The sequence below is a fragment of the Oceanobacillus sp. E9 genome (genome assembly GCF_001741975.1).
Lineage (GTDB): Bacteria > Bacillota > Bacilli > Bacillales > Amphibacillaceae > Oceanobacillus > Oceanobacillus kimchii.
On record NZ_LSNA01000008.1, the window covers coordinates 160,731 to 174,172 of the forward strand.

Annotated in this window: 11 protein-coding genes, 1 pseudogene and 1 riboswitch; of the genes and pseudogenes, 7 read left to right on the plus strand and 5 right to left on the minus strand. The window is 35.9% G+C overall.

Annotated features, from left to right (window positions below; translation table 11 throughout):
- The first annotated feature begins 207 nt into the window (after nt 1-207).
- On the plus strand, nt 208-1,662 hold the full coding sequence (gene aldA, locus AQ616_RS14475; RefSeq protein ID WP_084822487.1) for an aldehyde dehydrogenase: 1,455 nt from the start codon (nt 208-210) through the stop codon (nt 1,660-1,662).
- Between the two features lie 89 nt (nt 1,663-1,751).
- Here the strand turns inward: aldA and AQ616_RS14480 are convergent, their stop codons facing one another.
- Complete coding sequence (locus tag AQ616_RS14480; RefSeq protein WP_017795571.1) at nt 1,752-2,678, minus strand: phosphotransferase family protein; 927 nt, start codon at nt 2,676-2,678, stop codon at nt 1,752-1,754.
- Between the two features lie 304 nt (nt 2,679-2,982).
- On the opposite strand from AQ616_RS14480, the pseudogene AQ616_RS14485 reads away from it, so the two are divergent.
- Nucleotides 2,983-4,330, plus strand: a pseudogene (locus AQ616_RS14485) (aminotransferase family protein).
- A 50-nt stretch (nt 4,331-4,380) separates the two neighbouring features.
- Entirely contained in the window at nt 4,381-5,790 is a 1,410-nt protein-coding gene (locus AQ616_RS14490) for an APC family permease (RefSeq protein WP_069686088.1), read from the plus strand.
- Nucleotides 5,791-5,974: 184 nt separating this feature from the next.
- Here AQ616_RS14490 and AQ616_RS14495 read toward each other — a convergent pair whose 3' ends face one another.
- From AQ616_RS14495 to AQ616_RS14510, 4 genes are all read right to left on the minus strand, one after another.
- Nucleotides 5,975-7,399, minus strand: a complete 1,425-nt coding sequence (locus AQ616_RS14495) for a DHA2 family efflux MFS transporter permease subunit (protein WP_069686089.1) — start codon at nt 7,397-7,399, stop codon at nt 5,975-5,977.
- Between the two features lie 273 nt (nt 7,400-7,672).
- A complete protein-coding gene (locus AQ616_RS14500) occupies nt 7,673-8,374 on the minus strand; it encodes an ABC transporter permease subunit (protein WP_069686090.1) in 702 nt (233 codons plus the stop codon).
- Nucleotides 8,371-9,219 carry an ABC transporter ATP-binding protein gene (locus AQ616_RS14505; protein ID WP_069686091.1) on the minus strand — a complete coding sequence of 283 codons (849 nt, stop codon included), beginning with the start codon at nt 9,217-9,219 and terminating at the stop codon, nt 8,371-8,373. Before AQ616_RS14505 ends, AQ616_RS14500 begins: the two co-directional genes overlap by 4 nt.
- A 111-nt stretch (nt 9,220-9,330) precedes the next feature.
- Nucleotides 9,331-10,374, minus strand: coding sequence for a LytTR family transcriptional regulator DNA-binding domain-containing protein (locus AQ616_RS14510; RefSeq protein ID WP_069686092.1), 1,044 nt, complete (start codon nt 10,372-10,374; stop codon nt 9,331-9,333).
- Nucleotides 10,375-10,468: 94 nt separating this feature from the next.
- Nucleotides 10,469-10,584: riboswitch (TPP riboswitch) on the plus strand.
- 76 nt (nt 10,585-10,660) lie between these two features.
- Here AQ616_RS14510 and thiW point away from each other — a divergent pair.
- From thiW to thiM, 4 genes are read left to right on the plus strand one after another with little or no spacing between them, the layout of a single operon-like run.
- Entirely contained in the window at nt 10,661-11,170 is a 510-nt protein-coding gene (gene thiW, locus AQ616_RS14515) for an energy coupling factor transporter S component ThiW (RefSeq protein ID WP_084822488.1), read from the plus strand.
- Nucleotides 11,167-11,853 (plus strand): thiaminase II, encoded by a 687-nt coding sequence (gene tenA / locus AQ616_RS14520; protein WP_069686093.1) that lies wholly within the window; start codon nt 11,167-11,169, stop codon nt 11,851-11,853. Before thiW ends, tenA begins: the two co-directional genes overlap by 4 nt.
- On the plus strand, nt 11,846-12,640 hold the full coding sequence (thiD, locus tag AQ616_RS14525) for a bifunctional hydroxymethylpyrimidine kinase/phosphomethylpyrimidine kinase (protein WP_069686094.1): 795 nt from the start codon (nt 11,846-11,848) through the stop codon (nt 12,638-12,640). Before tenA ends, thiD begins: the two co-directional genes overlap by 8 nt.
- A 26-nt stretch (nt 12,641-12,666) precedes the next feature.
- Complete coding sequence (thiM, locus tag AQ616_RS14530) at nt 12,667-13,440, plus strand: hydroxyethylthiazole kinase (protein ID WP_017795551.1); 774 nt, start codon at nt 12,667-12,669, stop codon at nt 13,438-13,440.
- The last annotated feature ends 2 nt before the right edge of the window (nt 13,441-13,442 follow it).

Below are 13,442 nucleotides of genomic sequence, written 5' to 3' on the forward strand. Positions count from 1 at the left end.
TATACTTAAAATTTTTTATTTCATCTCAATCAATTACCACACTTCCATTTTAACCTCTAATTTAAAGCATATTTTATATATATATTCATATGTTTATCAATATAAACAAAGCGATTAATTTCTGTTTATGTTTGTTTTTTGTTGACAGTCTCTTTTTTTCTGTCTAGTATTATAATAACTTCTGAATAATAGAAAGGATGAGAAAATATGTCAGAATTGAAAGCGATAACAACATATCAAATGTACATTAATGGAGAGTTTGTCCATGCTAGTAGTAATGAAACACTTGACGTTACAAATCCTGCAACAGAGGAAGTAATTTCGAAAGTTCCAAAAGCTAGCTTAGAAGATACTAGAAGAGCAATCGATGGGTCTGTACAAGCGCAAAAAGAGTGGGCAAAGCTTCCATCAAGCGAACGAGCAACTTATTTATTTGCAATAAGTAAGGAGATCAGATCAAACATTGATGAATATGCAAAGATTATTTCTGAGGAAATGGGGAAACCTCTTGATCAAGCTGTTGTAGAGGTCAGTGTTACTGCTGAGTACTTTGAATATATTGCTGGTTGGGCGAGAAAGTATGAAGGTGAAATCGTACCAAGTGATAGAGAGAATGAAAACATCCTTGTATTCAAACAACCAATTGGTGTTGTAGCTGGTATATTACCTTGGAATTTCCCATTCTTCTTAATTGCACGAAAAGCTGCACCTGCAATATTAACTGGAAATACGATTGTAATTAAACCAAGTAGTGTTTCTCCTAATAATGCTTTAGCTTTTGCAAAGATTTTAGATAAAGTCGGTTTACCAAAAGGTGTTATTAATATAGTTACTGGCTCAGGAAGCGTTGTTGGTGAAGAATTGTCTAAAAACGAAAAAATCGGAATGATAAGCTTAACAGGAAGTACAGAAGCTGGTTCAAGAGTAATGGAGGAAGCATCGAAAAATATCACAAAAGTGTCTCTTGAATTGGGGGGTAAAGCGCCTTCGATAGTTATGGAGGACGCAGATATTGACTTGGCTGTAAAATCCGTTCTTGACTCTCGAATCATCAATACGGGACAGGTTTGTAACTGTACAGAAAGAGTCTATGTACATGAAGATGTGGCTGATGAATTTATTGAAAAAATTACAAAAGCGATGTCCAATGTTAGTTATGGCAATCCTCTTGGAGATGAACAAGTCGATATGGGACCACTATCAAATGAAGCAGGTCTTAAAAATGTAGAAGACATGGTTAATCGTGCAGTAGAAAATGGCGCAACTGTATTAACAGGTGGAAACCGAGTAAATACTGATGCTGGATACTATTATGAACCTACTGTACTTACAAATGTCGATAATAGTTTTGAAATTATGAAAGAAGAAGTGTTTGGACCTGTATTACCAATTGCTACTTTTACTTCATTGGATGAAGCGATTGAATTGGCAAATGACTGTCAATATGGACTAACTTCGGCTATCTTTACAAATAACGTGAATTACATGATGCGCGCTAGTAATGAATTAGAATTCGGAGAAACATATGTTAATAGAGAAAGTTTCGAAGCAATACAAGGATTCCATGCTGGTTGGAAAAAATCAGGAATTGGAGGAGCAGACGGTAAGCATGGGTTAGAAGAATTTCTACAAACACATGTTGTCTACATTCAATACAAATAATTAATTTAAATTAAATTAAATTAAAGCGCTAGGTCATACAAATTAAAGAATCTACCTATGAGTTATTTGTAACTTCCTAGCGCCTTATTTTACTGTTTTATTCTATTGAATAAAGATAGAGCATATTGATCCATTCTCTCAATTAAGACCTCTTTTGTTATTTCCTTCCGTCCAAACTCTGCCCATCCAGGATAAACAGATGGTCTATCCATAAAAACATCCATCAGAGAAACATTATCCCAATACATATCATATCGAAATCTACTTCCGGCATGGTTTAAATAGTACTCTAAGAAAAGATCTGCTTCATACACACCATAAATCATTGCTAAATTCCAACGACAATGTCCAAGATCAATACCTGCATGTCCGATACAACCATTTGCCCAATCAACTACACCAGTCACCTCCCCATCTTGCCACAGCACATTTACAGGATGAAAATCACGATGAATAAATATTGGATCATACATTGGTTCTGGTTGCTTTGCAATTTCAAATAACGCTTTCCAAATTTCTGGATTTTGAGACCAAACTGGAATGTTTAGATCATCTGATTGTTGATAGCGATAATGTTTACTTGAAAAATTATTTATATCGTTTTTGTGTATCTTAACTAACGTTATGGCAAGCTTTTCAAGCCATGCCGACATGGAATACGGGTTTAATTCCACTTTCCCAGGTAACTTGCTCATTAATAACAGTGAATATCCACTTACTTCACCATACTTATCTATTCCAATTAATTTTGGACTACTGACCCGCAATGAATTAGCTACGACCAAACTTTTCGCTTCGTTTTCCACCCACGCAATTGCTTCATTTTTCCCCACAGTATCAAGTTTATTATATTGTCTTAATACCACTTGGTTTTCCATCTTATCAGGATGTCCTATTGTTAGTTCAAATAAAGTAGCAGTAGTACTCCCTTTCAAACAATTAATTGTCGTAATAAATGAATCCTCTGGAAAATGATCTAATACCCACGCCTTCATCGATTCAGTTAAATCTGACATTCACTCGCCCCCATCAGCTTTCTACTGTTATTATCTAGTAAAACACGTTTGAAATGAAGTATCACTAATTATTCGCTTTTAAATAGAGCTTGATAACTCAAGTAATAATTCCATTAATAAAATGATTAAATTTAACTATTGATAGATGTTTAAATTTTCTGTAAAATATAAACCAATAATTGTTGAATCTAATTGACTTTACTTCACCCGTAAAGCACGGAATTAGATCAAGGACCAGTTATATCGACGGGTTAATTCTGTCTTTATGACTGGTTTTTGTATTTAAATAAGGAGGTTTTGTAAAATGGAAGATTTATTTGAATTGGATAAAAAACACTTTATTCACCCAACATCATCCATTATGCAGCAACAAAAAGATGGAGCTAAGGCAATTATGACTAAGGGTGTTGGTATTTATGTAACAGATACAAATAATAAAGAATATATCGATGCAGTTTCCTCTCTTTGGAATGTAAATATCGGACATGGAAGAACTGAATTAGCTGAGGTTGCATCAGAACAAATGAAAAAACTCGCTTTCAGTTCTGCTTTCTCAACATTTAGTCATGAACCTGCTATACGATTAGCAAAGAAAATCGCAGAACTTACTCCACAAGGACTAAATGCTGTCTTCTTCACATCAGGTGGCTCAGAGTCAAATGACTCCGCTGTGAAACTTTCACGTCATTACTGGAAAATACAAAACAAACCCACCAAAAGAAAAATCATTTCTTTAAAAAGAGGATACCATGGAGTGGCTGCCGCCTCTACAAGTATAACTGGCATACCTGAATTTTGGAATATGGCGGGTCATTTGATGAATGACTTTTTACATGTAGAAACACCTTATCGTTCAACTACAGAAAAAGCAATCACATCGTTACAATCCATGATAGAACAAGAAACTAAAGAGACTATAGCAGCAATTATTGTAGAGCCTGTTCAAGGAGCTGGAGGTGTATTGATTCCGCCTACAGATTATTTGGAGGCAGTAAGAGAACTTTGCGACTTCTATAATATCCTTTTTATTGCTGATGAGGTAATTACCGGTTTCGGGAGAACAGGAACCATGTTTGGTATGGAAAATTGGCATGTTATACCGGATGCAATGACCTTTGCTAAAGGTGTTACTAGTGGATATATTCCCATGGGCGGTGTTGTCGTATCCGATCATATTCACACTGTTTTAAAAGAAAAATCAAAAGGAACTCTTTTCCATGGATTTACCTATAGTGGTCATCCTACAGCTGCTGCAGTTGCATTAAAAAATATAGAAATCATTGAACAAGAATCACTTGTCACTAACGCAAAAGAAAGAGGATTGGAATTACTGAATGGCTTCCAAAAAATCCAAAAAAAAATCGTCTATTGTTGGAGAAGTTAGAGCAATCGGATTAATAGGAGCTATTGAACTTGTACAAGATTCTTCCACCAGTCAACCATTCTCTCCAGATGTTGGTATAACCCCTGTTGTTATTAATGCACTACATGAACGAGGAGTAATATCAAGAGGGGTCACTTACGATGGTTCGAACATCTTATGTTTTGCCCCACCGTTAATTATTACAAAACAAGAAACCAAAGAACTTATCTCTCGAATAAGTGACGCCATATTATTTGTTCAACAAAAACTAGGTGTAGCCCAAGATTAATCAAGACACGAGACGATATAATAAATCAACTATTTCTAGGGGGGAATTGGATGAACAACTCGGAAAAGCTATTAAAATCGTTGGATAAAAAAGATGTTTTTGCCCTTGCATTTGGAGCAATGATTGGTTGGGGATGGGTAGTAACTTCTGGGTTATGGATATCAGAAGCTGGATCGCTTGGTGCAATTATTGCATTTTTACTCGGTGGCTTACTTGTAGTGTTTGTTGGTTTAACATACGCAGAATTGTCCTCTGCAATTCCATTTGTCGGAGGGGAACATGTGTATACATACAAGGCCATGGGAAGAGTTACTTCATTCATCGCTACATGGGCAATTATTCTTGGTTATGTTTCAGTTATTGCTTTTGAAGCAGTAGCTTTACCAACGGTATTTGAATACCTTGTCCCCCACTATAGTCAAGGATACCTTTACACAATTGCTGGTTGGGATGTGACATTAACTTGGGCTGGTGTGGGAATTATTGGTTCAGCATTAGTTGCATGGATTAATTATAGAGGAATTAAACTATCTTCAGTTATTAATTTCATTTTAACTATTTTAATTTTCATTGCAGGAATCATGCTCATTACTGGAAGTACGTTTAGCGGTAGTATAAATAATATGAATCCACTTTTTGAAACAGGAATGGTAGGCATTATGACTGTACTTATGATGACACCTTTTATGTTTGTTGGTTTTGATGTTATACCACAAGCTGCAGAAGAAATTAATCTACCGAAGAAAAAAATTGGAGAATTACTTATCTTATCTGTAGTAGTAGCCATAATTTGGTATATAGCAATTATTTTTGGTGTATCTAGAATGTTAACACCAACTGAAATTAATGCATCCAATTTAGTTACAGCTGATGCAATGGCCAAGGCTTTTGGAAATAGTGAAATGATGGGGAATTTTCTTGTCTTAGGCGGTATTGGCGGAATATTAACGAGTTGGATTGGATTTTACGTTGGAGGAAGTAGGGCAATTTATGCTTTAGCAAAGGCCGGAATGCTCCCAAAATCTCTCGGCCAATTACATCCTAAATATAATACCCCACATAAAGCAATTTTGTTAATTGCATTGTTATCAACTGCAGCTCCGCTTTTAGGAAGACCAGCTTTGGTTTGGTTAGTCAATGCTGGTGGACTTGGGCTGGTTGTCGCTTGGTTAATGGTTGCTATATCATTTATTATTTTGCGAAAGAAAGCACCAGAAATGGAAAGACCCTTCCGTCTCCCCGGTGGAACTACGATTGGTTGGATAGCAACCATTATGTCTATTGGTGTAACGATTCTTTACCTCCCAGGTATGCCATCTGCGTTAATCTGGCCTTATGAATGGCTTATCATCGGTGCTTGGATTATTTTAGGATTTGTTTTATACAATTACTCGATGAGGAAATATGGAAAGAAAAATACAGATGAACACATGAAAAAAGAAGTAAATAGAAGTGCGTAAAAGCAATTCTGCTCCATGTTAGTAAATGAGTTAATATACTTTTTATAAAAGTGTTTTATAGTTAAAAGATAAACCACACCGAAGGAATATATCCTCCACTGTTCAAAGGCGGCTGGCGAGCCTCTGTTGTCTTATTTATCAGGGGCTCGCTTAAGCCATTTTTCTCAGAAGTCTACATATATTTTTACTTAAATTCTTTATCTGACCTATTTCTTTCCACCTTCGCTACTTTAGCTGGTGATGGGTCAAATTTAATGAAGAAATAGGCAATAATCGTACATAGTGCTAATACCGCAATCACAGCAAACGATACATTCACACCTAAGATATCTGGACGTGCTACGTGATTCTCTGCCATAGACTCTACAGAAGTCATAACAGAAACTAAAACCGCAGTACCAACAGAAGCTGCTGTCATACGCATCGTACCATCCATTGCCGCTCCATGAGGTATTAATTCATTAGGCAACTGATTAAGTGCAGCAGTCTGAATCGGCATCATAATTAATGCTAAGCCAAACATACGAATAGCGTACAAAATGGTTATAAAGACAAACGTCGTTTCTGTATCTATAAAAATAAATGGAACAGTAGCTAGGGTAATAATAACGACACCTGGAAGAACAATCCATTTCCCACCGTGTCGATCAAACATTCTACCAATTACTGGGGCAAGAAGTCCTGTAACTAACGCTCCTGGTAACATTGCCATTCCTGCTTGAAATGCGCTAAATTCACGCATGTTCTGCATAAATAAAGGAATTAATGTCTCTGTACCAATGAGTCCCATAAATGTTATTGAACCAATAAATACACTAAAAGGAAAAATAGCGTATTTGAACACACGGAACTCTAGCATTGGATGTGTTAGTTTTAACTGCCTGAAAATAAATAACATTAATGAAATAATTCCAATAGCTAATGTTATCAGCGTGATTGGAGCTCCCCAACCATAATTTCCTGCATTGGTCACACCGTAGAGAATTCCACCAAACCCAAACGACGATAGAATAATAGATAAGACATCGAGCTTTGTCTTTTTTACCTCTGTTACATTTTTCAAAGCAAAATAAGCTACAATCATATCAATGACAGCAATTGGAAAGATAATAAAGAACAAATATCTCCAAGAAAAATGTCCTGTTACCCACCCTGATAAAGCTGGCCCAATAGCTGGAGCAAAAGAAATAACTAAACCAATTAAACCCATTACAGAACCTCGGCGGTTAATCGGAAAAATTAGTAGGAATACCGTCGTCATAAGTGGTAGCATGACTCCTGCACCAATAGATTGAATGACTCTCCCAACTAATAACATCTCAAAAACAGGAGATAGACCTGCCACTAATGTACCGATAGCAAAGATCCCCATTGCTGACATAAATAATTGTCTCGTTGTAAACCGTTCAATTAAAAACGCACTTACTGGTATCATGATTCCATTTACAAGCATAAAAACCGTTGTTAGCCATTGCGCACTATTTGCCGTAATACCCATTTCTATAATTATAGGAGGAATTGCTGTTATCATTAACGTTTGATTTAAAATTGCAATAAAAGATCCTGCTAACAATAGTGCTACTACGGTTGGTCGATGGATTTGATTCATGATGATGCCCCCCTTTAAAAAACACAAAAATTAAAACACTTCTTATAGATTAAACGAAAACCCGTAAAGAATCTATAATAATTTTTTTAAGTTTTTTATAGATAGACTCAATTTCCCAAGACAACAGCTTGAAGAGTCCTCCGATTCTTAAGCAAACGGAGGACTCTAATATTTGGTACAAAAGGCGAATAAAACGCTGTGATTTCCATTGCAGACCATTAACATTTATATTCTGGTTCATTATTGGTTTTTTAATAAAACTTGGGAATTATATTAATCCATCATTCGTTTCTTAAAGGACAATACTGTTAATCCAGTACCCACCACTATCCACGCCCCAATAATTGCAAATGGTTGCCAGTAATTTGCAAAAGTTCCATTGGTTATACTCGCTATTTCGAATAACTGAATTGTAGGTGTATACTCTAACACTCGTAGAATAGGGTAGTCGTCTGCGAATCCAATAAACATATTAGCCATTCCAAATATAAACATCACCGGTAAAATATAGATGGAAGCTTCTAAAACGGAACGAGTAATTAACCCTAACCAAGTCCCTAGTGTAATAAAGAAAATAAGTGATAGTACAACACCTAATACTACTGGTAAAACATTAGAAGGTGAAAATCCTGAAATTAACATAGAGATATACGTAATTAATAATGTGATTACTACTGTTACAGCACTTTTCCCTGCTAGTATCTCAGTAATTGTAGCAGGAGAAAGCATTAAACCACGAAGTGTATTCTTTTCCTTTTCTTCCGCAATGATTGCACATTGAAGGAATGCACCTACCATCGATAAAGAAATGCTAATGATAAATATATGAATCTCTAATGGAACAACATCCATCCTTCCGTATATAAGTGCAAATACAAGTGGTAAGATAATCGTTGAAGAGACATATAAATTACGATATAAGTCCTTTAAATCTTTTTGAAAAATTGCCATAAAACGTTTTACAGAAAAAGTCATACTAGTTCCCTCCCAGTTACTTCTACAAAAATATCCCCTAATGTTGGTTCTTTTGTGCGGATAGTTTCTACACGATCTTCTGAAATATATCGTTGAATGTCATTAGCAACGGAAGGTTCTAATGGTAATTCCAATTCTCTCCCATCCCTTAATTCTAGTAACACTTTCTCTTCACGATATTGCTTCTTCAAATTTTTAGGGCTATCCAATAACTGCACAGAACCTTTATTCAAAAACGCTACACGATGACATAAATGATCTGCTTCTTCCATATCATGTGTTGTTAAAAATACTGTTGTACCTTGCTTATTCAATTCCTTTAATCCTTCATGAATGTGCTTAGAGTTCACTGGATCTAATGCTGAGGTTGGCTCATCCAAAAATAATATTTCAGGTTTATGGAGTAATGCTCTTGCTAAGAGTACACGTTGTGTCATACCTTTTGATAACTTGGCTACTTGTTGCTTTGTTTCATTTTGTAACCGTACCATCTCTAATACTTCATTAATACGGTTCTCTTGTACATCATATAACTGCGCGTACGTTTTTAGATTATCATAGATAGTGAGACGGTTATATAAGCCGCTATTATCTGTAACAACTCCAAATCGTTTACGTTGAGCTGGCGATTTTAATTGTTGAACTGGAATCCCAAATACTTTTGCTATTCCAGAAGTATGTGTTAATTGTCCAGTTAATATTTTTATTGTTGTTGTTTTTCCTGAACCACTCGGACCTAAAAATCCAAATGTTTCCCCTTTTTCGACTTGAAAATTCACATCGTTTAGTGCCTGCTTATTTTGATAAACTTTTTCTAAATGACTTACTTCAATGACTGAAGTCATGTTATTACCTCCTGAAAATCTAATTTTCATTTGCATCTTCAGAATACTGTTATATCAAGGTCTTCGCACTAAATTTCCGATGAATGGAGTAAATAATCGGTTAAACGGAGCTTAATCGACCCCTAAAATTTGCTTTAAATCAACCATCTTTGTTTTCGATAATGGTACTTGAGTTTTTTCTTTATCCTGTAAAACAAGACTGTAACTATTTCTCGTCCATGTAATTACTTCACGTACTTTTTGCAAATTTACAATATAAGATCGATGACATCGAAAGAATCCCTGATGTTCTAATTTTTCTTCTAATTGGCGAAGTGTAAACGCTGTTCGAAAGGATGACCCCTTCATGTGTACTACCGCTTGACCCTCATCGCTTTCAATATAATCAATCTCCGGAGGATCAAGTAGTACTATCTTGTCATTAACTTTCGATGGTATTTTATTTAGCTGAAAAGAAAAATCTTGCTTATCTAATCCTTCTTCTGAAGCCTTGTCTACCTCCTCTTGCTTTTCATCATTTTCTTCTGTTTTTATTTCAACCGTTTGTAACCCATCCTCATTAAGTCGATATACACTTTCTGCTAATGTAATTGCGCTTTCCATATTAGATGTCAATATTAATACACCTTTATTATTCTTCTGAAGATGTTTTAAAACATGAACCAATACTCGTTTCGTCTCTAGGTCAACATTTAAATCTGGCTCCTCAAAAAGAATAATACTTGTATCTTGAATAATTATTTTCCCATAATGAACTCGCCTTTGTTCAGACTCTGTTAATTTGCTAATTCGTTTATCCTTCACTTCATACAATTGTAGCTTTTCAATCAATTCTTGATGGTTGACATTCGTTTGATATAATTTTTCAATAAATCGAAAATACTCTTTTATATTCATCCGTTCGTAAAGGGAGTTACTCAATAATTGAAGCCCTAATGCTTGAAAATATTCCACTTTATCTTCTAATTTATTTCCATTTAATTCGATACTACCGTTAATGATTTTTTTATCTCCAACAATCATTTTGATTAACATTTGACGGACATTTAAAGAGGAATGAATAGCAACAACTTCCCCTTTTTGAATTGTTAAATTAAACGTCGAAAACAATATGTGGTCCCCATGTCGATATTCTATTTCTTTCAATTGAAGCATCTATCTCAATCTCCTTTGAATCCCAATTTTATGTACACAGATGACAGAATTTATTTATTTTGTTACAGTTAATATGAAGTAAATAAATACGAAAAGCAACTACTAGGGGTGCCCAATGAGATGTGTGGGCTGAGAGGAAAGCACCTACTTTCCGACTCTTATGGACCTGATCTGGTTAATACCAGCGTAGGGAAGTAGTCAATAATTTTGATGATTACATTCTCAGTATACCAAAACCAGGTCCCTTATTCGGACTTGGTTTTTTGTTTTTGAAAGGAGAGATAAAGTGAAAAACACCCGTGTATTAACATTGATGGCAGTACTTGTTGCCATTGGAACGATTGGTTCACAGTTATTATGGTTCCCTGCTGGTGTCGCAAGAGCGTATCCTGTACAACATGCAGTAAATGTTATGTCAGCAGTGTTACTTGGTCCAGGACCTGCTGTTGGAGTTGCTTTAATGATCGGTTTACTTCGAAATCTCTTAGGTTTAGGAACATTACTAGCTTTTCCAGGAGGTATGGTAGGCGCATTTTTTGCAGGGGTACTTTATCAAAAATGGCGGCATCATCGTTTAGCAGTTACAGGAGAAATACTTGGAACCGGGATTATTGGTTCTTTTCTTGCTGTTCCTTTTGCTAACTTTTTAATGGGATCGAGTGTTGGTGCGCTTGCATTTCTACCAGCATTCATCATTAGTAGTGTTTCAGGAGCGTCCATAGGTTGGTTTATTTTATCTCGAGTTCATAAAGTGAAACCAGAACTCTCACACACTCAGAGGAGAGATTACTCATGAAATTCTCAGAAGAACTAAAATTAGAAAACGAAGATATTTTTACACTTATAAAAAATCACCCGTTTGTAGAAGGGATAGGAAAGGGAATACTATCCGTAGATGCAGTTCGTCACTATGTTCAAGCGGATTATGCTTATTTAAATGGATTTATGAAAACTATCGGCTCAGCTATTGGTAATGCAAATCATCGTAACGACATCGCTTACTTTAGTGCTCTAATGCAGTTTTCATTACATGACGAAATCCAAGCCCATCTGTGTTTCTGTGAGTATATTAATGTAAACTACGAAGACTTACAAGGACAGCCATTACCTCCAACAGGAGATCATTATGTTAAACATATGATGTATCATGCCCAAACAGGAACTACAGGTGAAGCAATTAGTGCGCTTTTGCCATGCCCTTGGACGTATTATGAGATCGGAAAATATCTAAATGAAACGTGGCAAGTATCGGATAATCACCCATTTCAAATATGGATTCAATGTTATGCAAATACCAAACAAGATGTTGAGGAAATGTGTGAACGACTTGATGAACATGCGAGACATGCTTCAGAAAAAGAAAAAGCAAGTATGAAAATTGCTTTCCGAAAGAGTTGTCAATTAGAATACTTATTTTGGGAAATGGCTATGTCTACTGAGGAGTGGCCGTCATTGAAGGAGGATATAAATAATGAATAATGTATCATGTGCATTAACGATTGCCGGCACAGACCCTAGTGGTGGAGCTGGAATACAAGCAGATTTAAAAACATTTCAAGAACTTCAAACATACGGCATGTCTGTCATTACTTCCGTAGTAGCTCAAAATACTACTGGTGTAACTTCCGTCCATCATATGCCAATCAATATGATTGAAGATCAACTTGAAGTTATAATAAAGGATATGCCTATTCATGCCCTTAAAACGGGAATGATTGCCAATAAACAAATGATGGAAATAATCTCCAAAAAAATTGAGAAAATGGATGCACCTTATGTTATGGACCCAGTTATGGTTGCAACAAGCGGTGACTCGCTAATAGATACAGAGGCCCGATCATTTTTAAGAGAATATTTGCTCCCCCAAACCGCACTAGTGACTCCTAATATTCCAGAAGCAGAATTTATTACTGGTCATTCTATTGAAACATTAGAAGACATGAAAGATGCGGCAAAACATATCGTTGATCATTTCAATGCGGATGCCGCATTAATAAAAGGGGGCCATATGAAAGCAGAGGCAGTAGACTTTCTATATGATGGATCTGCGATTCATACATTTTCAGCTAAACGAATTAATACAAAAAACACTCACGGTACGGGTTGCACTTATTCTGCTGCTATAACTAGTTATCTCGCTAAGGGGTACTCCATGGTAGAGGCAGTTCAGAAATCAAAAGACTTTGTTACTGCTGCAATATCCAAATCGTTTGAGCTCGGTTATGGGAATGGACCGACAAATCACTGGGCAATTCGGGAAAGATAAAGGAGAAAATAAGGAGAGGGAGATATATGCAAGTCGATATTATTAAACAAGTTCGTGATACTAAACCACTTGTGCATCACCTAACCAATCAAGTAGTAATGAACTTCTCAGCTAATGGGTTACTTTCATTCGGCGGTTCGCCAATAATGGCAAAAGCGATAGAAGAAGCAGAACAAATTGCCGCAATTTCAAATGCCGTTTTAATTAACATCGGTACGTTAACTTCCATTGAATTGGAATCTATGATAGCTGCTGGAAAAACAGCAAATGAACATAATATTCCTGTATTATTAGACCCTGTCGGAGTTGCTGCCACTTCTTTTAGACGAAAAGCTATTGATAAAATTTTAGAGGAAGTTCGTCCCACTGTGATAAAAGGAAATGGTGGTGAACTAGCAAGTCTAGTTGATATCACACTCGAAGCAAAGGGAGTTGACTCCGTTGGTGACGGTAATTTAGATGAAATCGCGCAAAAAGTAAGTCGAAAATATAACACTGCCGTTATTGTTACCGGAGAAACAGATGTTATTTATGTGGATAATCATTTGATTCATAATGGTACAGGACATCATTACCTATCAACCATAACCGGTTCTGGTTGTTTATTAGGTTCGATTATTGCAGCATGTTTAACCACAAAAGCACCATTGAAAGACCAATTAATTACAGCGGTTTCGTTCTATGGACTTTCAGCTTCGTATGCAGCTAATCAAGAAAGTGTTCGTGGTCCAGGCAGTTTTTTACCTGTATTCATTGATTCTCTTTCAAAAATGCCACAAGACCTTACGAAAGGAGAATAAAT

Excerpts from the sequence above, each read along its gene's own strand:
- aldA (WP_084822487.1), top strand. The coding sequence starts at position 208 with ATGTCAGAATTGAAAGCGATAACAACATATCAAATGTACATTAATGGA.
- AQ616_RS14480 (WP_017795571.1), bottom strand. The coding sequence starts at position 2,678 with ATGTCAGATTTAACTGAATCGATGAAGGCGTGGGTATTAGATCATTTT.
- AQ616_RS14490 (WP_069686088.1), top strand. The coding sequence starts at position 4,381 with ATGAACAACTCGGAAAAGCTATTAAAATCGTTGGATAAAAAAGATGTT.
- AQ616_RS14495 (WP_069686089.1), bottom strand. The coding sequence starts at position 7,399 with ATGAATCAAATCCATCGACCAACCGTAGTAGCACTATTGTTAGCAGGA.
- AQ616_RS14500 (WP_069686090.1), bottom strand. The coding sequence starts at position 8,374 with ATGACTTTTTCTGTAAAACGTTTTATGGCAATTTTTCAAAAAGATTTA.
- AQ616_RS14505 (WP_069686091.1), bottom strand. The coding sequence starts at position 9,219 with ATGACTTCAGTCATTGAAGTAAGTCATTTAGAAAAAGTTTATCAAAAT.
- AQ616_RS14510 (WP_069686092.1), bottom strand. The coding sequence starts at position 10,374 with ATGCTTCAATTGAAAGAAATAGAATATCGACATGGGGACCACATATTG.
- tenA (WP_069686093.1), top strand. The coding sequence starts at position 11,167 with ATGAAATTCTCAGAAGAACTAAAATTAGAAAACGAAGATATTTTTACA.
- thiD (WP_069686094.1), top strand. The coding sequence starts at position 11,846 with ATGAATAATGTATCATGTGCATTAACGATTGCCGGCACAGACCCTAGT.
- thiM (WP_017795551.1), top strand. The coding sequence starts at position 12,667 with ATGCAAGTCGATATTATTAAACAAGTTCGTGATACTAAACCACTTGTG.